This is a genomic window from Staphylococcus sp. MZ3 (assembly GCF_018622755.1).
Classification (GTDB): domain Bacteria; phylum Bacillota; class Bacilli; order Staphylococcales; family Staphylococcaceae; genus Staphylococcus; species Staphylococcus aureus.
This window is the reverse complement of record NZ_CP076026.1, coordinates 2,706,291-2,732,395: the sequence shown is the minus strand read 5'-3', so window position 1 is coordinate 2,732,395 and position 26,105 is coordinate 2,706,291. Positions and strand designations below refer to the sequence as shown.

At 33.5% G+C, this 26,105-nt stretch carries 16 protein-coding genes; 11 read left to right on the top strand and 5 right to left on the bottom strand.

Annotation, left to right across the window (positions count from 1 at the left end; all coding sequences use genetic code 11):
* Positions 1 to 8: 8 nt before the first annotated feature.
* The 8 genes from asp1 to KI230_RS13380 all read left to right on the top strand — a co-directional run bounded on the left by asp1 (position 9) and on the right by KI230_RS13380 (position 12,191).
* Positions 9 to 1,562, top strand: a complete 1,554-nt coding sequence (asp1, locus tag KI230_RS13415; protein WP_000873198.1) for an accessory Sec system protein Asp1 — start codon at positions 9 to 11, stop codon at positions 1,560 to 1,562.
* Positions 1,552 to 3,120, top strand: coding sequence for an accessory Sec system protein Asp2 (gene asp2, locus KI230_RS13410; protein ID WP_045178222.1), 1,569 nt, complete (start codon positions 1,552 to 1,554; stop codon positions 3,118 to 3,120). Before asp1 ends, asp2 begins: the two co-directional genes overlap by 11 nt.
* Positions 3,098 to 4,057 (top strand): accessory Sec system protein Asp3, encoded by a 960-nt coding sequence (gene asp3 / locus KI230_RS13405; protein ID WP_045178220.1) that lies wholly within the window; start codon positions 3,098 to 3,100, stop codon positions 4,055 to 4,057. Before asp2 ends, asp3 begins: the two co-directional genes overlap by 23 nt.
* Positions 4,047 to 6,437, top strand: a complete 2,391-nt coding sequence (secA2, locus tag KI230_RS13400) for an accessory Sec system translocase SecA2 (RefSeq protein WP_000680947.1) — start codon at positions 4,047 to 4,049, stop codon at positions 6,435 to 6,437. Before asp3 ends, secA2 begins: the two co-directional genes overlap by 11 nt.
* A 17-nt stretch (positions 6,438 to 6,454) precedes the next feature.
* The gene (gene gtfA, locus KI230_RS13395; RefSeq protein WP_000158427.1) at positions 6,455 to 7,963 is read left to right on the top strand and encodes an accessory Sec system glycosyltransferase GtfA; all 1,509 of its coding nucleotides are present in this window, start codon (positions 6,455 to 6,457) and stop codon (positions 7,961 to 7,963) included.
* Positions 7,956 to 9,314: an accessory Sec system glycosylation chaperone GtfB gene (gene gtfB / locus KI230_RS13390; RefSeq protein ID WP_000593147.1), complete on the top strand. Its 1,359-nt coding sequence runs from the start codon at positions 7,956 to 7,958 to the stop codon at positions 9,312 to 9,314. Before gtfA ends, gtfB begins: the two co-directional genes overlap by 8 nt.
* Positions 9,315 to 9,554: 240 nt before the next feature.
* On the top strand, positions 9,555 to 11,462 hold the full coding sequence (locus KI230_RS13385; protein WP_214958285.1) for a GA module-containing protein: 1,908 nt from the start codon (positions 9,555 to 9,557) through the stop codon (positions 11,460 to 11,462).
* 168 nt (positions 11,463 to 11,630) lie between these two features.
* On the top strand, positions 11,631 to 12,191 hold the full coding sequence (locus KI230_RS13380; protein WP_000088195.1) for a cysteine hydrolase family protein: 561 nt from the start codon (positions 11,631 to 11,633) through the stop codon (positions 12,189 to 12,191).
* Positions 12,192 to 12,455: 264 nt separating this feature from the next.
* Here the strand turns inward: KI230_RS13380 and KI230_RS13375 are convergent, their stop codons facing one another.
* Positions 12,456 to 14,315 (bottom strand): amidase domain-containing protein, encoded by a 1,860-nt coding sequence (locus KI230_RS13375; protein ID WP_001125614.1) that lies wholly within the window; start codon positions 14,313 to 14,315, stop codon positions 12,456 to 12,458.
* 210 nt (positions 14,316 to 14,525) lie between these two features.
* Here KI230_RS13375 and KI230_RS13370 point away from each other — a divergent pair, with 210 nt between their 5' ends.
* A complete protein-coding gene (locus tag KI230_RS13370) occupies positions 14,526 to 17,507 on the top strand; it encodes a YhgE/Pip domain-containing protein (RefSeq protein WP_000785094.1) in 2,982 nt (993 codons plus the stop codon).
* Between the two features lie 110 nt (positions 17,508 to 17,617).
* Here KI230_RS13370 and manA read toward each other — a convergent pair whose 3' ends face one another.
* The 4 genes from manA to KI230_RS13350 form a co-directional block, all read right to left on the bottom strand.
* On the bottom strand, positions 17,618 to 18,556 hold the full coding sequence (gene manA / locus KI230_RS13365) for a mannose-6-phosphate isomerase, class I (protein ID WP_045178215.1): 939 nt from the start codon (positions 18,554 to 18,556) through the stop codon (positions 17,618 to 17,620).
* Positions 18,557 to 18,569: 13 nt separating this feature from the next.
* Positions 18,570 to 20,522, bottom strand: coding sequence for a PTS fructose transporter subunit IIABC (locus KI230_RS13360; protein ID WP_000706114.1), 1,953 nt, complete (start codon positions 20,520 to 20,522; stop codon positions 18,570 to 18,572).
* Positions 20,523 to 20,598: 76 nt separating this feature from the next.
* On the bottom strand, positions 20,599 to 22,473 hold the full coding sequence (locus KI230_RS13355) for a BglG family transcription antiterminator (protein WP_214958284.1): 1,875 nt from the start codon (positions 22,471 to 22,473) through the stop codon (positions 20,599 to 20,601).
* A gap of 239 nt (positions 22,474 to 22,712) precedes the next feature.
* The gene (locus KI230_RS13350) at positions 22,713 to 23,171 is read right to left on the bottom strand and encodes a hypothetical protein (RefSeq protein ID WP_000734792.1); all 459 of its coding nucleotides are present in this window, start codon (positions 23,169 to 23,171) and stop codon (positions 22,713 to 22,715) included.
* Between the two features lie 257 nt (positions 23,172 to 23,428).
* Between KI230_RS13350 and isaB the strand changes: the two genes are divergently transcribed.
* Together isaB and aur are read left to right on the top strand one after the other, a co-directional pair.
* Positions 23,429 to 23,956: an immunodominant staphylococcal antigen IsaB gene (isaB, locus tag KI230_RS13345; protein WP_001044561.1), complete on the top strand. Its 528-nt coding sequence runs from the start codon at positions 23,429 to 23,431 to the stop codon at positions 23,954 to 23,956.
* Between the two features lie 423 nt (positions 23,957 to 24,379).
* The gene (gene aur / locus KI230_RS13340; protein WP_001225027.1) at positions 24,380 to 25,909 is read left to right on the top strand and encodes a zinc metalloproteinase aureolysin; all 1,530 of its coding nucleotides are present in this window, start codon (positions 24,380 to 24,382) and stop codon (positions 25,907 to 25,909) included.
* Positions 25,910 to 26,105: the final 196 nt, after the last annotated feature.

The window sequence follows — 26,105 nt, the reverse complement described above, 5'->3', positions numbered from 1 at the left end:
AGGTAATTATGAAATACTTTATTCCAGCTTGGTACGATGACCAACGATGGTGGCAAGACACGACTGTGCCGTATTATCAACTACAAAATAAGACGGAATTTGACGATATGATTAGTTTAATGGGAATGCACCTTGAAAATGACTTAGATTATCAACTGATTGTTCTCAATCATGCACCAAATTTAAGAACATTTTTACATCGATATGACTTATATGAGACAAAGTATTCGTCTGTGTTTGATGAAATTCAAGGATTCAGTCACCATGCGCCACAAGCGATTAATTATCATCACTTAAAATGGCCGGATGATGTTGAGTTTGTGTACACACCGTATTTATTAAAATGTGTGACGAGTGAACAGACCTATACAAATATTTATTTTAGTCAAGAAGGGTATTCAATTTGGTTTGAAGAATTTGAAAGAGATCAGTTACAACGGCGTTATATTTTTGATGACAGAGGTTATTTATCAGCGATACGTTATTTTGATGATCAGGGAGAGGCTTCTTACCAAGAATATTTAACGATTAATGGAGATTGTGTACTTCATGAAGATTTGAAAAATGGCAGAGTCACTGTTTCAAAAAGATATCAACATCACTATCAACAAACAGAATATAACAATATGGCTCAACTAATTGAAGAGAAATTTCAAGAGATGATTGCACAACAAATACATGAAGATGATCATGTGATTGTGGCTTCAGATGCTAGGCACAATCGACAAATAGCCAATCATATTCCAGCGAAATCATTAAGTTATTCATTTTTTAAAAATAGAAATGAAACTGTGTCAGATGAGGAATATCAATCTATCGTAAAGAATGCCCATTTAATTGTTGATAGTGTGCAACTAGAACGTGATTTAATTAGTCATCAAGAGAAGTATCAGCGAGAGAATACAATGATTCGAATCACGCCATTTGAAACGAGACAATCACCTAATATAAGTAGTCAATTGATGGAAACATTTATAGGTGTATGGATAGATGGTATGAGTGACGCTGATTTGCAACAAATGATGCAACGACTTGTGGATTATATCGCACAAGAAGATAATTACCGTTTAATTTTATTAACGCGCCATCAAAATGACATACCGATGTGGCTTCGTGAATGTATTACGTCGGTAAATGAGGAATACCAAGCTAAACAGAATGCGGATGTTAATGTTTCAGCATTAATGACACCTGAAGATCAAGATGACATCATTGCTGTTAAGACGATACATGCTGAACATGATGTTGTAGAAGCATTGCGGACGTTGCGACTTGTGATAGATATGTCAAAAGAACCTGATTTGTATTTACAAATTAGTGCAATTAGCGCTGGGATTCCACAAATTAATGGTCAACAAACAGATTACGTCTCTGATTATGACAATGGCCGTATTATAAATACAGTTGATGAATTAGATGATGCGTTAAATTATTATTTATTTTATTTGAAAAATTGGAATTATGCGTACGCCTATTCTTTAAAATTAATAGATGCATATGCTTCTAAGAATATTATTAATCAGCTCGATGAGTTAATAGAAGGTGAAAATGATGCCACGTAAATTTAGAGTTTTGCAAATTGGAGGAGACGATTTAGAACCTATTTTTCAACACAAAAAAGGTGTGAGTTGGGATTACTTCGATATTGGATTGTTTGAATTTGATAGTGGTTATGTAGAGGCTATTGAAGCGATTGTTGAAGCAGAAGGGCGCTTTGATTTTATCTATATTCAAGCACCGTACTCGGAGACATTAATGAATTTATTACAAATGATAAGCGAACCATACAATACGTATGTTGATGAATCATTTTGGTCTGTTGAATATGAACAAGACGAAAATGTCCAAAAATACGTTGTTCAACCATTACATTACCGGAATATTGAAGAACGTAATAATAAATTAGAGGCAGTTAGCTTCTCAGGACAGTATGGAGATAAAGTTTCCCCTAAGTTAGCACTTGTGCATCCGAATTTTAAAGGAGATGTCGTATACCAAGGTAATTCAGAGCTCACGTTGAGTGGAGAATTTGGAAAAGAATTTAAACCTATCGCATCTTGGCAAAATAATCTCGTTTACGATAAAGATAAAGTCATTCAAATATGGCCAGAATTTGATATTGATGGTGCGGTCGAGTTGCAATATACATTTAGATTGATTCAGACTGGCGCTGATGGTGCATTAATTGAACAAATCGTATTGACTGATGATATGTTAGACAGTCCTTTAGAGATACCTGCGAAACCATTTGATGCTTATATAAGTGTAACTGTTAAGGCGCGTGGCAACGGAACGGTACATTTAGGACCTATACACAAACGATGGTCTAGATTAGATATGGGTCAATTTTTACTCGGTGGTAGTCGTTTCGTAGATAGTCAACGACAGGAATTTATTTATTATTTCCACCCTGGTGATATGAAACCACCACTAAACGTATATTTTAGTGGTTATCGAACAGCGGAAGGTTTCGAAGGATATTATATGATGAAACGTATGAATGCACCGTTTTTACTTATCGGCGATCCTCGTGTTGAAGGTGGTAGTTTTTATATCGGTTCATCTGAATATGAACAAGGTATTATCAATGTTATTGACGAGACATTAGAAAAGCTGAATTTTAAATCACATGAATTAATATTATCTGGTTTATCTATGGGTTCATTTGGTGCCTTGTATTATGGTGCTCAGTTAAATCCTCAGGCAATTATTGTTGGTAAACCACTTGTTAATATTGGAACGATTGCTGAACATATGCGATTACTTAGACCAGAAGAGTTCGGTACAGCATTAGACGTCCTGGTGTCTAATGAAGGTGATACATCTCAAGCGTCGATAAAGGCATTAAATCAAAAATTTTGGCAAACATTTCAAAAGAAATCATTGTCACAAACTGTTTTTGCCATAGCATATATGCAACATGATGATTATGATCCACATGCATTTCAAGAGCTATTACCTGTATTGACAGCACACCAAGCAAGAGTGATGAATCGCAGTATTCCTGGGCGACATAATGATGATTCACCTACCATTGCAAGTTGGTTTGTTAATTTTTACAACATTATTTTGGAAGACAAGTTTGGGAGAGTTCAACATGCTGAAAAACAAAACATTTAAAGTTACTTGGAATTATATTTCACAAACTACATTTATGTATGGCTCTAAAGTATCATTTTCAAATGGTGAAGTGACTTTTATAAATCCTTTGATGCCCTCTGGATTACCGATTCATGAGTGGTTGATGTTAAAACAATTTTCAAAATATAAAAGTGCGCCAAGTTTACCAATTTTGCGTAGAGGACAGCATTATAAATTGCATTTTGATTTTGATGCAACGCCTGCTGGTTCAGTGTATTTTATCATCATTTTTTATAATAAAAATGGCACAAAACTAAGTACTGAGATTGTAAAGTCAAATAGTATTACGATTCAATATCCTGATGAAGCCTATGCTTATAAAATAAAAATGATGAATGCAGCATCGACGAGTCTTATATTTAGATGTTTAACAATCACAGAGATGACGCATCAAGATGATTTAGAGTATAAAAGCATGCGGGTGACGAAGATAGGCAATAACCAATATGGAAATGATATGATCAATGTCATTATTGCAGAACCATCTGACACCTATCCAACTATTTCGAATGATTTTTTGAAACTGTTTGGTCATGTTTGGCTCGTTGAACGTTGGATGGACGACAATATCGAGGGAAATATTAAGCAACTAAAGGATGATTTGCAAAGTCAAGATACCCTAACGGCTATTAATTTGATTAGTTATGGGTCAAAGTCAAATGTTTTTGCAACTTATGTCGCTCAGCATTTGGATTGCAAAGTGTATCGTACAAGCCATGAAGATGATGATTTAAAAGGATGGCTTACAGAACATGTCCCAGGAAATCATGAACTAAAAGATACAAATGTCGAGGTTTATTTTAAAGAAGAGCAAGACAAACATCTAAATTATATGTCACGTTTAATGAATCCAGTACGATTTTTAGATTACTTAGATGTATCGAAACTGAATGGTGGGGAAGTAAATGAAACATAAACTAGATGTTACGATAAACGAATTAAGACTAAAGTCGATTAGAAAAATAGTGAAACGCATCAATACATGGAGCGATGAAGTTAAATCATATTCTGATGATGCGTTAAAACAAAAGACAATAGAATTTAAAGAACGTTTAGCATCAGGAGTTGATACACTAGATACATTGTTACCTGAAGCTTATGCAGTGGCACGTGAAGCGAGCTGGAGAGTATTAGGTATGTATCCTAAAGAAGTTCAGTTAATCGGAGCGATTGTATTGCATGAAGGTAACATTGCGGAGATGCAAACAGGCGAAGGTAAAACATTAACGGCAACGATGCCTTTATATTTAAATGCTCTTTCGGGAAAAGGAACATATTTAATTACAACGAATGATTATTTAGCGAAGCGAGATTTTGAAGAGATGCAACCATTATATGAATGGTTAGGTTTAACTGCTTCATTAGGTTTTGTTGATATTGTGGATTATGAGTATCAAAAAGGGGAAAAACGTAATATATATGAACATGATATTATATATACAACTAATGGACGTCTCGGTTTTGATTATTTAATTGATAATTTGGCTGATAGTGCGGAAGGGAAATTTTTACCACAATTAAATTACGGTATTATTGATGAAGTGGATTCAATCATTTTAGATGCTGCTCAAACACCATTAGTTATTTCGGGTGCACCAAGATTACAATCAAATCTATTTCATATTGTGAAAGAGTTTGTAGATACATTGATTGAAGACGTGCATTTTAAAATGAAGAAGACCAAAAAAGAAATATGGCTGTTAAATCAAGGTATTGAAGCGGCACAATCATACTTTAATGTTGAAGATTTATATAGCGAACAAGCGATGGTCCTAGTGCGTAATATTAATTTAGCACTGCGCGCACAATATTTGTTTGAATCTAATGTCGATTACTTTGTATATAATGGTGATATTGTTTTAATTGACCGTATTACAGGTCGTATGTTACCGGGAACTAAGTTGCAAGCTGGACTTCACCAAGCTATTGAAGCGAAAGAAGGTATGGAGGTTTCAACAGATAAAAGTGTTATGGCAACAATTACCTTCCAGAATTTATTTAAACTTTTTGAATCATTTTCAGGTATGACAGCTACAGGAAAATTAGGCGAATCAGAGTTCTTTGATTTGTATTCAAAAATAGTCGTACAAGTACCAACTGATAAAGCGATTCAACGTATCGATGAACCAGATAAAGTGTTTCGTTCAGTTGATGAGAAAAACATCGCGATGATTCATGATATAGTTGAACTTCATGAAACGGGGCGACCGGTTTTACTCATAACGAGAACTGCTGAAGCGGCTGAATACTTTTCGAAAGTATTATTCCAAATGGATATTCCTAATAATTTACTCATTGCGCAAAATGTTGCAAAAGAAGCGCAGATGATAGCTGAAGCAGGGCAAATTGGTTCCATGACTGTTGCGACTAGTATGGCAGGTCGAGGCACAGATATTAAACTTGGTGAAGGTGTCGAAGCATTAGGTGGATTAGCTGTTATTATTCATGAACATATGGAAAATAGCCGTGTAGACAGGCAATTACGTGGTCGTTCTGGTAGACAAGGGGATCCGGGATCATCTTGTATATATATTTCACTAGATGATTATTTAGTTAAGCGATGGAGCGATAGTAATTTAGCGGAAAATAATCAATTATATTCATTAGATGCACAACGATTATCGCAAAGTAATTTGTTTAATCGCAAAGTTAAGCAAATTGTAGTTAAAGCGCAGCGTATCTCGGAAGAACAAGGGGTTAAAGCTCGTGAAATGGCTAATGAATTTGAAAAAAGCATTAGTATACAGCGAGATCTTGTATACGAGGAACGCAATCGAGTTTTAGAAATAGATGATGCTGAGAATCAAGATTTTAAAGCGTTAGCTAAAGATGTATTTGAAATGTTTGTAAATGAGGAAAAGGTGCTAACAAAATCGCGTGTTGTCGAGTATATTTATCAAAATTTAAGTTTCCAATTTAATAAAGATGTGGCTTGTGTTAATTTTAAAGATAAGCAAGCAGTAGTGACATTTTTATTAGAGCAATTTGAAAAGCAATTAGCTTTGAATCGTAAAAACATGCAAAGTGCATATTATTATAATATTTTCGTTCAAAAAGTCTTTTTGAAAGCAATTGATTCATGTTGGTTAGAACAAGTCGACTATTTACAACAATTAAAAGCAAGCGTTAATCAACGACAAAATGGGCAACGTAACGCTATTTTTGAATACCATAGAGTTGCATTAGATTCATTTGAAGTTATGACACGAAATATCAAAAAAAGAATGGTGAAAAATATTTGTCAAAGCATGATTACATTTGATAAAGAGGGTATGCCAGTTATACATTTTCCATAAATGAAAAGGGGTAGCGCATGACAATATATAATATAAACTTTGGTATAGGCTGGGCGAGTAGCGGTGTTGAATATGCACAAGCTTACCGTGCTAAATTATTGAGACGTACAAATCAAGACACTAAATTTGTGTTTTTAGATTTTATACAGTCAGAGAACATACAGACATTAACGCAAAACATTGGGTTTAAAGATCAAGAAGTTATTTGGTTGTATCAGTATTTTAGTGATATTTCTATAGCACCAACAACGTACACGTTAGATGACATTGAACGTGAGCTTGGTCATGAAATTAGTTTTAGAGAAAGAAATGGTAAGATAGTCCGTCTATATTTTAATGGGAAATCATCATTTGTAACATGTTATCTACAAAATGAACAAAAAGATGTTGTGGATCGTGCAGAATTTGTAATTAATAGTATGTTAGTACGTAAAGATTTTTATAGTTATACGCGTATATTTTCTGAGTATTATGCACCAGCTGATAATAAAGCGAAATTATATATGCGACAATTCTATAATGAAGATGGTTCCATCGCTTATAACGAATATATTGATGGAGACAGCTCTATATATGTGTTTGAAGATGCGGTGTTGTATAACAAAACGGAATTTATTGCATACTTTTTACAACGATTGAATTTAACCCGAGACGATATTGTCATATTAGACCGCGCTTCTGATATTGGTCAGGCTGTTTTGCAGCATAAAGGTGATAGTAAAGTTGGTGTTGTGATTCATGCTGATCATTATAGTAATAATATGATGAGTGAGCAGCATATACTATGGAACAATTATTATGAATATCAATTTTCAAAAGCTAAATACATTGATTTCTTTATTACAGCAACAGATATTCAAAATCATATGGTTTGTCGACAATTTGAGCAATATCAAGGTTATCGCCCACGTGTTTATACTATTCCTGTGGGAAGCATTGATGCATTATCATATCCAACATTATCAAGAAAGCCATATGCGATGATTAGTGCATCTCGTTTAGCGAATGAGAAACATATTGATTGGCTTGTCAAAGCGGTTATCGTGGCTAAACGACAAGTGCCAGAATTAACATTTGATATTTATGGAGAAGGTAGCGAGAAGACGCGACTGCGTAAAATTATTGATACACACCGCGCACAAGATTATATTCGTTTACTAGGGCATGTTAAACTTGATGAAATTTATAATGATTATGAGTTATTTCTTTCTGCATCAACTAGCGAAGGTTTTGGGTTAACACTAATGGAAGCGGTAGGCTCAGGACTAGGTATGATTGGATTAAATGTGAATTATGGTAACCCAACCTTTATTCGAGATGGGGAAAATGGCTACTTGGTACCTTTTGATACCGATGAAGATAGTGTGGATGATGTTGTCGCAAAACTAGCTCATGCCATTGTAATGTATTTTAACAATGGTCCCCAGACACCACATGACATCTCTTATGAAGTGGCACAGCAATTTATGACTCAAGATATTATTTTAAAATGGGAAACATTAGTTCAAGAGGTGCTGCATGATTAAATTATTTGATTACTTTAACGATCATTCACGAAAGTTATATGAGTCTTTTAAAGCCAGTAAGTTGGAGGAAGATTTAACAATTGTACTCAATGACAACGGCTTTTTACCGGACGATGTTATATCACCGTATCAATTTTTTGCAGATAATCATAATTCAGAAAATATGAAACCACGATTTTTTAATCAGGTTACTGTACCAGCTTTTTGGGAAATTAAAGGTAACAACAATTCGGCTACAATTAATGATATGGGACGTCTACGAGGCAAAATATTTTATCAAAGTGGAGAGCGCCCTAGAATTGTTAGTCGTGTCGAATGGTTTGATGACCAACAACGTGTCCGATTTGTCGATTATTATTCTAAGAATGGTATTAAATTTGCACAAACTGTTTACGATTTAAATCGTAAAGCGATCTTGAAGAAATATATGACAGCAGAAGGTAAAGAAGTGATTTATGAAAATTTTGTAACATCGGATGTCATATTGGATTGGCAAGGGAAGTCTTACTTTTTCCCTTCAAAGCTCGCATTCGTATTATTTTTTATCAAGCAACTTGAAATTACGGAACATCATTTCGTTATTAACTCACTAGCCCTACCATTTTCAGTGTTATATAATTTGCCATCAAAAGGTAGTGATGTTTTGGTATGGCAAGAACACTGTAATGGTAATGTCCCGGGAAATATGCAATTGATGTGTAAAGGTGATATGAAACGACATTGTAATATTATTATTCCAGATAAAAACGAATATGAAACGATGCTCAATATAGCAGACGCAAAGGTTCAATCTCGTATTTTACAAGGCGGATATCTATATAACTATCGTAGTAGTAATAGATATACTAAAGAAATTGTAATATTAACTAACTCGGATCAACTTCGTAACATCAAGGTATTGGTTGAAACTTTACCAGATTTTAATTTTCACATCGCTGCTATTACAGAGATGTCTGATAAGCTAATGCAACTTGATCAATATGCTAATGTGCATTTATACCCATCTATTAATATAGATAGGGTAAATGAACTATACCAGTTATGTGATATTTATCTTGATATTAATGAGGGTAATGAAATTTTAAATGCGGTGGAACAAGCGTTTGACTATGAGTTGTTGATTTTAGGTTATCGTCAAACAGCACACCATGCTAAAGTAACACTATCAGAGCACTTATTTGAGCATAATGATGAGATAACAATGGAAAGTAAAGACCAATTAATACAAATGTTAGAGAGTTTGAAAGATCAACAACAGTTTCGAGATGCTTTATTAGCACAAAAAGCACATGCACACGAAATCTCGCGTGAACAATTCGAGCAAGTTTTTAAACAGGCGCTCGAAAGCTAAAAAGAAAAAGCAGTCTAAAATAAAACATCATTTAATATAAAAGATTTGACGTAATATGATGTTAGCGACATGGACAATATGATATTACGTCATGCTTTTTTGTTTACTTAAATATAAGCTAAGTAATAAGTGGATAATTACTAACAACAATAACTAGATAGATAAGTGTAAATTTCTTGTGAACAGGTATATAATAGTATGTAATTCTTTGAAGGAAGTAAGTGAGGAAGGAGTATGTTGATGGCTAAATATCGAGGGAAACCGTTTCAATTATATGTAAAGTTATCGTGTTCGACAATGATGGCGACAAGTATCATTTTAACGAATATCTTGCCGTACGATGCCCAAGCTGCATCTGAAAAGGATACTGAAATTTCAAAAGAGATATTATCTAAGCAAGATTTATTAGACAAAGTTGACAAAGCAATTCGTCAAATTGAGCAATTAAAACAGTTATCGGCTTCATCTAAAGCACATTATAAAGCACAACTAAATGAAGCGAAAACAGCATCGCAAATAGATGAAATCATAAAACGAGCTAATGAGTTGGATAGCAAAGACAATAAAAGTTCTCACACTGAAATGAACGGTCAAAGTGATATAGACAGTAAATTAGATCAATTGCTTAAAGATTTAAATGAGGTTTCTTCAAATGTTGATAGGGGTCAACAAAGTGGTGAGGACAATCTTAATGCAATGAAAAATGATATGTCACAAACGGCTACAACAAAACATGGAGAAAAAGATGATAAAAATGATGAAGCAATGGTAAATAAGGCGTTAGAAGAACTAGACCATTTGAATCAGCAAATACACAAATCGAAAGATGCATTGAAAGATACATCCGAAGATCCAGCAGTGTCTACAACAGATAATAATCATGAAGTAGCTAAAACGCCAAATAATGATGGTTCTGGACATGTTGTGTTAAATAAATTTCTTTCAAATGAAGAGAATCAAAGCCATAGTAATCGACTCACTGATAAATTACAAGGAAGCGATAAAATTAATCATGCTATGATTGAAAAATTGGCTAAAAGTAATGCCTCAACGCAACATTACACATATCATAAACTAAATACGTTACAATCTTTAGATCAACGTATTGCAAATACGCAACTTCCTAAAAATCAAAAATCAGACTTAATGAGCGAAGTAAATAAGACGAAAGAGCGTATAAAAAGTCAACGAAATATTATTTTGGAAGAACTTGCACGTACTGATGATAAAAAGTATGCTACACAAAGCATTTTAGAAAGTATATTTAATAAAGACGAGGCAGATAAAATTCTAAAAGATATACGTGTTGATGGTAAAACGGATAAACAAATTGCAGATCAAATTACTCGTCATATTGATCAACTATCTCTGACAACGAGTGATGATTTATTAACGTCATTGATTGATCAATCACAAGATAAGTCGCTATTGATTTCTCAAATTTTACAAACGAAATTAGGAAAATCTGAAGCAGATAAATTGGCTAAAGATTGGACGAATAAAGGATTATCAAATCGCCAAATCGTTGACCAATTGAAGAAACATTTTGCATCAACTGGCGACACGTCTTCAGATGATATATTAAAAGCAATTTTGAATAATGCCAAAGATAAAAAACAAGCAATTGAAACGATTTTAGCAACACGTATAGAAAGACAAAAGGCAAAATTACTGGCAGATTTAATTACTAAAATAGAAACAGATCAAAATAAAATTTTTAATTTAGTTAAATCGGCATTGAATGGTAAAGCGGATGATTTATTGAATTTACAAAAGAGACTCAATCAAACGAAAAAAGATATAGACTATATTTTATCACCAATAGTAAATCGTCCAAGTTTACTAGATCGATTGAATAAAAATGGGAAAACGACAGATTTAAATAAGTTAGCAAATTTAATGAATCAAGGATCAAATTTATTAGACAGTATTCCAGATATACCCACACCAAAGCCAGAAAAGACGTTAACACTTGGTAAAGGTAATGGATTGTTAAGTGGATTATTAAATGCTGATGGTAATGTATCTTTGCCTAAAGCGGGGGAAACGATAAAAGAACATTGGTTGCCGATATCTGTAATTGTTGGTGCAATGGGTGTACTAATGATTTGGTTATCACGACGCAATAAGTTGAAAAATAAAGCATAATTATATTGGGGGAAGAGCATCTATATATTTTTTTTAAGTATATAAGACGTCTTATTTCCCCTTAAATTATTGTGAAGTATATGCAAAATGCAATGAATAGATTGTCCATCATTTTAACGTTATAATGAATTTAACGACTTAGAACTACACAAGTAAAGGAGAATGAAGATGTCTCGAAAAACGGCGCTATTAGTTTTGGATATGCAAGAAGGTATAGCGAGTAGTGTACCTAGAATAAAAAATATTATTAAAGCGAATCAGAGAGCAATTGAAGCAGCAAGACAACATCGAATACCAGTCATTTTCATACGTTTAGTGTTAGATAAGCATTTTAATGATGTCTCCTCGAGTAATAAAGTGTTTTCAACAATTAAAGCTCAAGGATATGCGATTACTGAAGCAGATGCATCTACACGAATACTTGAAGATTTAGCACCACTAGAAGATGAGCCGATTATTTCTAAGCGACGCTTTAGCGCATTTACAGGTAGTTACTTGGAAGTTTATTTACGTGCAAATGATATTAATCATTTAGTATTAACGGGTGTCTCTACAAGTGGAGCTGTATTGAGCACGGCATTAGAAAGTGTAGATAAAGACTATTATATTACTGTTTTAGAAGATGCTGTTGGTGATAGATCAGATGATAAACATGACTTTATTATTGAACAAATTTTATCACGCTCATGTGACATTGAATCCGTAGAGTCATGGAAAAGTAGTTTATAGTTAATATAACGTCAATTAAAGCTCGGCAGTAATGTTTGAGAATAAGTACATTTGCTCATATTTATAAAATGTGTGAGATGGCAATTGAAACGGATATGATGAGGAACATTTGAACATAAAATAATATATTTATATAAAATGACCCGAGGCGTTCGAACTGAATGCCTCGGGTTTAATTGAATAAGAAATCGGACTTATGAACAGAAATATGTTTAAGTCCGAACTCCTTGTTTATACTTATAAATTTTACGGGTTTAATAATACTTATTTACCTGTAATATATGATAATTCTTCAGCGGCAGCTGCATTGATAGTTCTATGAGAAATGATACCTAATCCTTTAACATTGGATTCTGAAATAACGATAGAACCATCACTGTTAACTTTTTCAACAAATGCTACATGACCGTAATGTTGATCTGCACCAAATTGTCCAGCCTCAAATACAACAGCAGCATGACGTTTTGGTGTATGACTTACTTGATAATCACGGTATTGAGCTCGATTATTCCAATTATGTGCATCACCTAAATCACCTGAGATAGATGTACCAAATTGTTTCATACGGTTATATACGTACCAAGTACATTGGCCATGTGGATATGGCATACTATCAGATACCTCGCGGAAAGGTTTGAATTCATCTGATGAATCATCATAATCGTTGATAGAACGTTCATATTTATCTAAATCTGGCATGCGTTCATCGTCAAACTGAGTTAATTGATAGTGTTTAATAATACTGTTTAATTTCTTAGCATAGTTTGGATCTGTAGCATATGTTTTAGATAAGTGTGATGTTGCATCTTTATAAGAATCGGCTTCCGATTTCCATGTTGGTTTATAAATTGTTCGATTGCCATCAATACCATTTTTAATAAGGTCAGAGTAATCTTTTAGTGATTCTTTCGTGCTTGGATATTTTCGGAATCCAGCATTAATACTATACAATTGATTACCATCAGCTTCTAATGTGTTAAAAGGAACAGAATTCCCTTCAAAAGCACCTTTGATACCGAATAAATTATGGTTTGGTGACTTAGCTAAAGCACTACGACCTGAGTCAGATTCTAAGATTGCTTGGGCAATCATGACAGACGCATAAATATCGTTATCTTGACCAATGCGATGTGCATCTTTAGCAATTGATTTGACAAATTGACGTGTATCTTTTGAGTCAACAACGTTAAATTGTCCACTATCATCATTGTTAGATATACTAGGATCTGTTTCGAATAATGATGTTGCACGTGTATCCTTTTGATTAATATCGTTATTGAATGATTGAGCAGGTTTAGATTTATGTTTCAATTCATCTTGTGTTGGTAACTGTGGATTCTTTGTATTAGATTTTTCATTTTTGTCTTTTTTAGATTGAGATGCATAATCTTTTTGTGTTTTCTTTGCATCTTCACTGTATTGATCCAAAATAGAGTCTAAAGCCGAATCTGACATTGATTGATTATCTTTCGATGAAGATTTTTGATTTGCTTTATCGTCACTTGCTGGTTGACTATTTGATTGATTAGGTTGTGTTGGCTTTGGCGAATTTGGTTGCTTATTAGATGTACTTGGTTTTGTATTGTTTGATTTAGGTGCTTTTTGATTGTCTGCTTTATCTTGTTTAGGTGATTGCGTATCAGTGTCATTTTTGATGCTATTGTCACTGTTTTTATTCGAATCATTTGTTGACTTTTCACCATTACGAGGTTGTTCGTAATCAGAAATATCCGAATTTAAATTGAATAAGTTTTGGATTAAAGTTGTTAATGAGTAATTATCATCGTATTTATTTTTGGTTAGCAATTGGTTTATATTGGTTTGTGGTAAATTCTTATAAATAAAATCAATGATATTGTTAGAGTCTGAAGTGCTGTCGTCTATAGTTTTAAATTTTTTGTCGTTATTGTCTTGGTTACTTGTATTATTGTTGTCTGCTTTATCAATATCTTTACTTGTAGTATCCTTAGAAGTTTCATCGTCATTAGATTTTTTTGAATCATGAGATGTTGTCTTAGCTGTAGTATCTTTTTGAGGTGTATCAGCATAAGCGGTAGGTGAAACTAAAGTAGGTAATACGAGCGTAGTTGATAGCAAATAAATTAAAATTTTATTTTTAGGCATATTTCGTATTCTCCCTTGAAAAATATAATAATTAAGTGTGATAATAAACTATGATTTGTTATAATTTATCGTATGCTGAAAATAGTTGATAGGTATCAATCGACTAAATATCTTCCAGTAAATTGATTATACTAATTCACAACGCAAAAATAAATTAATTTACAAAAAATATATAAAAAATATGAATAATTCCTACATAGGAGTGTGACAATGAAGAACGCATTTAAATTATTTAAAATGGATCTGAAGAAAGTAGCTAAGACGCCAGCTGTGTGGATTATCTTAGCAGGCTTAGCTATTTTGCCATCGTTCTACGCTTGGTTTAACTTATGGGCAATGTGGGATCCATATGGCAACACGGGACACATCAAGGTCGCAGTCGTTAATGAAGATAAAGGCGACACAATCAGAGGGAAAAAAGTTAATGTCGGTAATACGATGGTTAATACACTCAAGAAAAATAAAAGTTTTGATTGGCAGTTTGTAAGTAGAGAGAAAGCTGATCATGAGATAAAAATGGGTAAATATTTTGCAGGTATTTACATCCCATCTAAGTTTACACATGAAATTACAGGGACACTACGTAAGCAGCCTCAAAAAGCAGATGTAGAATTTAAGGTGAATCAGAAGATTAACGCTGTTGCGTCTAAGCTAACAGATACTGGTTCGTCAGTTGTCGTTGAAAAAGCGAATGAACAATTTAATAAAACAGTAACTCGAGCATTATTAGAAGAAGCTAACAAAGCAGGTTTAACTATTGAAGAAAATGTGCCGACAATTAACAAGATAAAAAATGCGGTATATTCAGCAGATAAAGCTTTACCTAAGATTAATGACTTTGCGAATAAAATTGTATATTTGAATAACCACCAAGCGGATTTAGATAAATATGCCAATGATTTTAGAAAACTAGGAAATTATAAAGGTGATATTTTAGATGCTCAGAAAAAATTAAACGAAGTCAATGGTGCTATTCCGCAACTTAATGAAAAGGCTAAGTTGATATTAGCTTTAAATAATTATATGCCGAAAATTGAAAAAGCGTTAAATTTTGCAGCTGATGACGTGCCAGCGCAGTTCCCTAAAATTAATCAAGGACTTAACATTGCGAGTCAAGGTATTGATCAAGCTAATGGACAGTTAAATGATGCCAAAGGCTTCGTCACACAAATTAGAAGTAGAGTCGGTGATTATCAAGATGCAATTCGACGCGCGCAAGATTTAAATCGAAGAAACCAGCAACAGATTCCTCAAAATAGCGCGGCGAACAACGAAACATCAAATAGTGCACCTGCAGCTGGTAATGGTGTAGCATCAACGCCACCAAGTGCACCAAGTGGCGATACTGCACCAAATAATAATGTTACGCAAAATACCGCACCAAATAGTAATAATGCGCCTGTATCGACTACACCACAAAGTACAAGCGGGAAAAAAGATGGTCAAAGTTTTGCAGATATAACAACAACACAAGTCAGCACAGCTAACGAGAACACACAAAACATTACAGATAAAGATGTTAAATCAATGGAAGCGGCATTAACGGGCTCTTTATTATCATTATCAAATAATTTAGATACCCAAGCGAAAGCCGCACAAAAAGATAGTCAGGCATTACGTAATATTTCGTATGGCATTTTAGCATCGGACAAGCCTTCTGATTTTAGAGAGTCTTTAGATAATGTTAAGTCCGGTTTAGAATACACAACGCAATATAATCAACAATTTATCGATACATTAAAAGAGATTGAGAAGAATGAAAATGTTGATTTATCAAAAGAAATTGATAAGGTAAAAGCAGCTAATAATCGAATTAATGAATCATTAAGGTTAGTTAATCAATTAAGCAATGCATTAAAGAATGGTAGTTCAGGAACTGCTGAAGCTACTAAATTACTAGATCAACTTTCAAAACTAGATTCATCATTATCATCATTTAGAGATTATGTTAAAAAAGATCTTAACAGCTCTTTAGTATCAATATCACAACGTATTATGGATGAATTGAACAAAGGGCAAACTGCATTATCCAATGTTCAGTCTAAATTAAATACAATTGATCAAGTCATTAACAGTGGACAAGCTATTTTAAAAAATGGTAAAACACGTATTGATCGCTTACAAACAGTATTACCAAGTATTGAACAACAATACATTAGTGCTGTTAAAAATGCTCAAGCAAACTTCCCGAAAGTGAAAAGTGATGTAGCTAAAGCTGCTAACTTTGTGCGCAATGACTTACCACAGTTGGAACAGCGATTAACTAATGCGACAGCAAGTGTGAATAAAAATTTACCAACGTTATTAAATGGTTATGATCAAGCGGTAGGATTACTAAATAAAAATCAGCCACAAGCGAAAAAGGCTTTATCAGATTTAGCTGATTTTTCTCAAAATAAATTGCCTGATGTTGAAAAAGATTTGAAAAAAGCGAATAAAATTTTCAAGAAATTAGACAAAGATGATGCAGTCGACAAATTAATCGACACACTTAAGAATGATTTGAAAAAGCAAGCGGGTATTATTGCAAATCCTATTAATAAGAAGACTGTTGATGTTTTCCCAGTTAAGGATTATGGTTCAGGTATGACACCATTCTATACTGCACTGTCAGTATGGGTAGGTGCACTCTTGATGGTAAGTTTATTAACGGTTGATAATAAACATAAGAGTCTAGAGTCAGTCTTAACGACAAGACAAGTGTTCTTAGGTAAGGCAGGATTCTTTATAATGCTTGGTATGTTGCAAGCACTCATTGTATCGGTTGGAGATTTGTTAATCCTAAAAGCAGGAGTTGAGTCACCTGTATTATTTGTACTTATAACGATTTTCTGTTCGATTATTTTCAACTCAATCGTATATACGTGCGTATCATTACTTGGTAACCCAGGTAAAGCCATTGCAATCGTATTGCTTGTATTACAAATTGCAGGTGGTGGGGGAACATTCCCAATTCAAACTACGCCACAATTTTTCCAAAACATTTCGCCATACTTACCATTTACGTATGCAATTGATTCATTACGTGAAACAGTAGGCGGTATTGTTCCGGAAATCCTAATTACAAAATTAATTATATTAACGTTATTTGGTATAGGATTCTTCGTTGTAGGTTTAATTTTAAAACCTGTAACAGATCCATTGATGAAGCGCGTATCTGAAAAAGTTGACCAAAGTAACGTTACAGAATAAAAATTAAATCCACACATTAGGTTATAGCTCCTTAATGTGTGGATTTTTATGTTTTTAGACAGAAGAGATAGTAATTTCTGTCTTTTATGGGACGGTTGTTATCATTGCTATTATCCAGGATGACTTACTATAGCACTAATATTACCGACAAAGTGAATATCCTCGTCTTCCGTAGTTAAAATAAAGCTAGAACCTTTTTGGATGTCATAGTGCTTATCGTTTACTGTTAAAGTACCAGTACCATCGATAATAGTAACTAAGCAATAAGCATGTGGTTTATTGAATTTTAAATCTCCATGAATATCCCATTTATATACTGCAAAATATTGATTATCTACAAATTGAGTTACAGTGTGTGTGTCGATGTGAGTTGTTATAGGAGTAGTATTTGGTTCATGATTGCCTAATTCAATCACATCTTTACTTTGTTCTAAGTGCAAATCACGCAATTGACCATTTTGATCTCGTCTATCATAGTCATAAATACGGTATGTCGTATCGGATGATTGTTGTGTCTCTAAAATTAAAATACCCGATCCAATGGCATGGACAGTGCCAGCAGGAACATAATAAAAGTCACCGGGCTTAACAGGTATACGTTTGAAAAGGTTGTCAAATTCATGATTATCAATCATGTCGATTAACGTCTGTTTATTATGTGCATGTACGCCATATATAATTTCAGCACCTGGGGCTGCATCTAAAATATACCAACATTCTGTTTTACCTAGTTCGCCTTCGTGTTTTAAAGCGTAATCATCATCCGGGTGAACTTGAACAGATAATTTATCATTGGCATCTAATACTTTAGTTAGCAGAGGGAAACTATCTCGTGAATCATTATCGAATAATTCACGATGTTGTGACCAAAGTTGATCTAGGGTCATATCCTTGTATGGACCATTGATAATTGTATTAGGACCATTTGGATGTGCAGAAATTGCCCAGCATTCACCAGTTGTTTCATTAGGGATATCATAGTTAAATGCTTTTAATGCATGACCGCCCCAAATTCTGTCTTTAAAAACGGGTTGTAAAAATAATGCCATAGTTAAAACTCCTCTATATTTTCATTAATAAGTTATAAATTTCTGTAGTACTGTTTGCATTAATTAGTGATTGGCGTGTCTCATCATTCATTAACGCTTTAGATAAGCGCTGAAGTATTTTTAAATGTGTATCCTGACTGTTGTTTGGTACGGCAATTAAGAATATCAATTGAGGTAGACTACCATCTAGACTCTCCCATTTAACACCATGATTATTTTTCATAACAGCTACAATCGGTTGTTTTACAACATCAGACTTTGCATGTGGAATGGCCACGTTCATGCCAATAGCTGTCGTAGACTCCATTTCACGTTCTAGGATTGCATTTTTTAAATGCGATGTGTGTTCTACATAACGGCAAATTTTAAGTTTATGAATCAACATATCAATTGCTTCGTTTCGAGACATGTCGTGATCAGTAATTATCATAGTTTGTTGATCAAAAACATGAGAAGGTTTATTGAGATGTGAATGTTTCGCGGTGTTATCTACATTGTCAACCTCTGTATCATGTTGTGTAATATCTGTATCATGAAGTTGCGTGTGTTGCGCTGGTGCATCTACTGCTATAACTGGTGTATTGCGTTTTAATAATAGTACAGTAGTCATTGTGACAAGACTACCTACTATCACTGCAAAGATAAACCATAATACATGATCAATACCACCTAATACAGCCACGATTGGACCTCCATGTGCGACTCTATCGCCGACACCACCAATGGCTGCAATGACTGATGCAATCATTGCACCAATGATGTTTGCAGGTATAATGCGCAATGGATCTTGGGCTGCGAAAGGAATAGCACCTTCAGTAATACCAAATAGTCCCATAGTGAAGGAAGCCTTACCCATTTCTCTTTCGGAATGATTGAATTTATACTTTTGAACAAACGTTGCTAAACCTAAACCGATTGGTGGTGTACATACAGCAACTGCGACCATACCCATAACGGCGTAATTACCTTCAGCAATAAGTGCTGAGCCAAATAAAAATGCTACTTTGTTTACTGGACCGCCCATATCGAAGGCAATCATCGCACCTATAATCATCGCAAGTATAATAATATTAGCACCTTGCATACTTTTTAACCAGGTTGTTAATGCCTCAAAAATATTAGAAATTGGTGCACCGATTAAAAATATAAATATCAATCCTACAACGACCGATGAAATAATGGGAATAATAATGATAGGCATAATTGGTGCCATTGCTTTTGGAACTTTAATATCTTTAATCCACTTTGCGATATAACCTGCTAAGAAACCAGCAACAATACCACCTAAAAATCCTGCGCCTGCATCACTGCCATAAAAACTACCGTCAGCAGCGATAGCGCCGCCAATCATACCAGGAACAAGACCGGGCTTGTCAGCGATACTAACAGCGATATATCCAGCTAGTATTGGAACCATAAATTTAAAGGCTAAACTACCAATGTTTTCAATGGATTTCCAAAATGAATCATCTGGGATGACTAATCCTTTTGATGTCGTTTCACCGCCTAGAGTCAGCGCGATGGCGATAAGGAGTCCACCAACTACGATAAAAGGAACCATAAACGATACACCGTTCATTAAATGTTGATACACCATTTGAATACCACTTTTAGACTTACCGCGATCTTTCGAATGATAATTTGTTTCAGATTGATAAATAGGCGCATCTTGATTAATGATACGTTGAATTAGACCTCTCGGATTATGAATCCCTTCGCGAACATTTTCATTAATCAACCGTTTACCAACAAATCGGGACAGATCAACTTGTTTATCAGCTGCAATTATGACACCGTCAGCTTCTTCGATGTCTTGCGTAGTTAAAACATTTTCAGCACCAACACCGCCCTGTGTCTCTACTTTAATATCCACACCCATTTCTTTTGCTACCTGCTCAAGCTTTTCTTGAGCCATATATGTATGTGCAATGCCATTTGGGCATGAGGTAATAGCTACAATTTTCATAAAATCATCTCCTTTTCTATATTGTAAGCGTATTCTCGATACTAAAAAAAAGAATAATTACCGTTACTAGTGGCAATTATTCTTGTAAGTATTCAAATAACTGTTGCTTTAAACTATGATCATCTAAACTACATAAATGGTTCACTGAATCATCATCCAAGTTAGCAATTAATTGCATCATTTGTTTTGTAAAAGCTTTGTCTTTATGCGAAATCGCTAAGAAAAAGACAAGTTTGACATCGTGTTGTCGCCAAGGAAAAACATCTTTTGTGCGAAAAATAAGCACATGTGATTGTAAAACTTTTTCAGGATCTCCATGAGGAATCGCCATAAAATTACCTATGTATGTAGAAGATGATTTCTCACGCTCTAAAGCTGATTCGATATATCCTTCTACAATCGCATGATGTGCTTGTAATATTTTTTGAGCTTCTTCAAAAATTTGCACAGTATGCCGTGATTTTTGTTCAGTATTTACGACAAGGAAATTGACAGTGTCCATATGATGATGTGCTTGAACCGGATTTTGCTTTTGCTTCACAACGTGTCTGATTTTGTGACGATCATCTTCAGAAAATAATGGTGCAACCTTGATAGTCGTCAGGTGCTTAGGAAGTATGTTTAGCGTTTGTTTTGGAATATCATGGGTCGTTATTAATAAATCTACATTGTCAAAGTGATAGTGTGTTATATTTTCTAGTTTAATCGTATTTATCACTGACAACTCTTCGGATAAGTTATTTATTTTAGTTTCTAAAAAATTCGACACACCTAGACCATAATAACAAGCAATGACTACATTTAATTGTGTTTTGGTACGACGCTCGATGGCAGCTTGAAAATGAATTGTTAAAAATGCAATTTCATCTTCGCTCATCTCTATATCAGTATCAATTGCTAATTTATCAATCGCTTCAAAAAGTGTGTTAAACACAAAGGGATAGAGTTTTTTAATCTCTATAACTAAAGGATTGTTTAAATAAATGTTTTGAGTGATACGTAAATATGCTTTACTAAAATGATTATATAAATTTTGTTGTAAAATCGAATCTTCATTGAAAGGTACATGAATACGTTGCTGCATCAATTCGATTAAGCGATCAATATAACTTTGTATAAATATACGTTCTATGCCAATATCGAGTTTATTAAAATGATAAGCAATAAAGAATGAAAACATATTGATTACTTTTTCGTTCAAGTCATAACCTAATCTTTCGTTGATTTGCTTAATGCAAGATTGAGATATCAATTTTGCATCATGGTTTAACGTGTCTAGCTCACTTAAAGATTGCTTACGTTTAATGATTAAAATGAGATGAATTAAAAGCTGTTGTATTTGAATATCAGTTGTTTCAATACTATGTTGTTGAAGTGTCTCTTGTATAATATGCGAAATCATCCTTTGGTGTGAATCAGGTAATTCATTTAAAATTAGGTCTTCAACATGTACATGCCCTGATGATAATTGATTTAAATGGATGATGGCATTAGTGATATCATTATCTGTTCCATCGACCACAATACCTTGTTTTTTCTTGATTGTTAAAGCGATATTAAATTTTTGACACCATTGTTGAATTCGAACGAAATAGTCGTTGAGCACAGTTTTAGATAATAGATAATCTTGCTCTAGTTGTTGCAATGTCTGCGATTTATTGTACATTAGCAGTTGATACGCCATAGATAATAATAGTTTTTCTTTATATGATTGAATATGCGTGTAACGTTCAGTTATCGTTTCTAAGGTATACTGCGATGTATTTAATTGATATCCTTTAGATTTAATACTTACGATGATATCATCCATAAAATTGCTATTGATAACATGGATATCATTGCGAACTGTGCGGTTTGAAACATTGACATGTTCAGCAATTTCATTAGAACTAATGTGCTTTGATGGATTTTTAATAAAAAACTGGAGTAGTTTTAAGTGTCTAACAAGCATTTAACATGTACCTCCTTTCTAAAATTTTCGTGTAAGCGTTTTTAAAGGTGTATTAATATTATTAAACATGAGAGCTTATACATACGTCAATGACATTAAAGCGAACTTTTATATGAATTTAACAGAGTGCGAATTATGCAAATAAAGAACAGCAGTAAGATATTTCAAATAGAAAAATATCTCACTGCTGTTTTTCTGAATTTATGTACCTGATACTTGTGGACGTATCAGGTAAATGATTAATTTTTAGGTGATTGTGCTTGAGGTGTTTGTTTAGAAGACGTATTGGTATTATTTGATTTATTAGCAGGTGGTGTGTTCTGTTGTTGATTATTTTGGTTGTTTGTTGACGATTGACTACCACCATCGTGAGTATTATTTTTATTTGAATTTGAGTCTTTTGGCTGAGCTGGTTGCGTATTCGATGGTGCTGTTGAATGGTTGTTAGGAACATTTGACGGTGAAGATGGTTGATTGTCATTAGTATCGTTATTGCCATTATTTTGATTTTTATCTGCTTTGTCTGCACTATCATCTTGTTGATCATTTTCTTCGGTTTCTGTCTTTTTATGTGTAGCTTTATTTTCTTGTTCTTGGTTATTACTTGATGATGTAGAATGATTTATTGCAGCATAAATTGCGAACCCAAGTGCTCCGATTAATACGATAATTACGATGGTAATAAGAAGTTTTTTCAAATATAACGCCTCCATGTTAATGAAAAGTAGTTGATACGTGAAGCTAAATAATTTATTTCAATATTGCCATAATCATTTTAAAAAATAAATATTAGAAAAGTAGGCGATATTAATATTTTCATTGTTTTTTGTGTACTTCAATTAGTATAACAAAACTGTTATGTATTTATAAATATAATCATTAGTATTTTTATGGCTGAAAAAGTTATAATAAAAGTGTAAGGAATAAAATATTTGTATGGAAAAGAGAGATAATTATGAATAAAACCAGTAAAGTTTGTGTAGCAGCAACATTAGCATTGGGCACACTGATTGGAGTAACAGTTGTTGAAAATTCGGCGCCAACAAGTAAACAGGCACAGGCAGCAATAACCCCATATTATACTTATAATGGTTATATTGGTAATAATGCTAATTTTATTCTGGATAAGAATTTTATTAACGCGATTAAGTATGATAATGTGAAATTCAATGGTATTAAATTAGCTAAAACGAATACGATAAAAAAAGTAGAGAAATATAATCAAACTTTTAAAGGTGTTTCTGCAAAAGGAAACGAAGCAAGTCAATTGCAATTTGTAGTTAAAAATAATATTTCATTAAAAGATATCCAAAAAGCTTATGGCAAGGACTTGAAAAAAGAAAATGGTAAAACAAAGGAAGCTGATAGCGGTATTTTTTACTATCAAAATGCTAAAAAGACATTAGGCATCTGGTTTGTCGTTGATCATAATAGAGTTGTCGAAGTAACAGTTGGACATACACCATACAAAACAAGTAAATAAAATAATGGCATATTAAGGCTAGAGTGTGAGGGGAGATACCGCATTCTAGTCTTTTTTATTAAATAATAACGATTATTGCGTCTTACATAGTTGTTTGAAATTGATAAAAATGTTTATTTGATCATGATTATTTAAATAGTTATCTCACATATTTCAAGCATTGATTAAGTGTATAGAGCACCATTTTGTATTTGTTAATATTTTCACAAAAATAAAGCCTTGATAAATTTTAAAATATAATTAAGCTCAATTTTTAAAATTTTATTTAGTTACAGATAACATTTTTAAAAAAGAAAAGAATCAATAAATAAAATCAACGAACAAAAAGTATCGAAATAAATAGAAATAATCATTTACTTTTCTGAAAAATTAAATTAATATTTTATTTATAAGCTGTTTTTAAGATTTCAGGAGGAATGAAATGTGAGGAAATTTTCAAGATATGCATTTACAAGTATGGCAGCAGTAACCTTGTTGAGCACTTTATCACCAGCAGCATTAGCGATTGATTCAAACAATAAACCAGCTAATTCTGATATTAAATTTGAGGTGACTCAAAAGAGTGATGCGGTCAAAGCATTAAAAGAATTACCTAAATCCGAAAATGTAAAAAATATTTATCAAGATTACGCTGTTACTGATGTAAAAACTGATAAAAAGGGATTTACGCATTACACATTGCAACCGAGTGTTGATGGTGTTCATGCACCTGACAAAGAAGTGAAAGTACACGCAGACAAATCAGGAAAAGTCGTTTTAATCAATGGGGATACTGATGCGAAGAAAGTAAAGCCAACGAATAAAGTGACATTAAGTAAAGATGACGCAGCCGACAAAGCATTTAAAGCAGTTAAGATTGATAAGCATAAAGCGAAAAATCTTAAAGATAAAGTCATTAAAGAAAACAAAGTTGAAATCGATGGTGACAGTAATAAATACGTTTATAATGTTGAGTTAATTACAGTGACACCAGAAATTTCACATTGGAAAGTTAAAATTGATGCTCAAACTGGCGAAATTTTAGAAAAAATGAACTTAGTTAAAGAAGCTGCAGAAACTGGTAAAGGAAAAGGTGTACTTGGCGATACAAAAGATATCAATATCAATAGTATTGATGGTGGATTTAGCCTAGAAGATTTAACGCATCAAGGTAAATTATCAGCATTTAGCTTTAATGATCAAACAGGTCAAGCAACATTGATTACTAATGAAGATGAAAACTTCGTAAAAGATGAGCAACGTGCTGGCGTAGATGCAAATTATTACGCTAAACAAACATATGATTATTACAAAGACACATTTGGTCGTGAATCATATGACAACCAAGGTAGTCCAATTGTTTCATTAACGCATGTTAATAACTACGGTGGTCAAGATAACAGAAATAATGCCGCATGGATTGGTGACAAAATGATCTATGGTGATGGTGATGGTCGCACATTCACAAGTTTATCGGGTGCAAATGACGTAGTAGCACACGAATTAACACACGGTGTGACACAAGAGACTGCAAACTTAGAATATAAGGACCAGTCAGGCGCTCTAAATGAAAGCTTTTCAGATGTTTTTGGATACTTTGTAGATGACGAGGATTTCTTAATGGGTGAAGATGTCTACACACCTGGAAAAGAGGGAGACGCTTTACGCAGCATGTCAAACCCAGAACAATTTGGTCAACCAGCTCATATGAAAGACTATGTATTCACTGAAAAAGATAATGGTGGCGTACATACGAATTCTGGAATTCCAAATAAAGCAGCTTATAACGTGATTCAAGCAATAGGGAAATCTAAATCAGAACAAATTTACTACCGAGCATTAACGGAATACTTAACAAGTAATTCAAACTTCAAAGATTGTAAAGATGCATTATACCAAGCGGCTAAAGATTTATATGACGAGCAAACAGCTGAACAGGTGTATGAAGCATGGAATGAAGTAGGCGTGGAGTAAAAATATATAAACAAGAAGAAGTAATGTTAAACACTTATAAATAATTAAATTTTAAATACAGCTTATATATGGGGTATACCTACATTGATAATTGACTTTGTAGGTATACCCTCTCTTTGTAATTAGATGAGAGGAGTGTGAGGGTTGTCTGCCGAAAGACTACTCGGCAGTCTAAAATCATTACAAGTAGTAGATA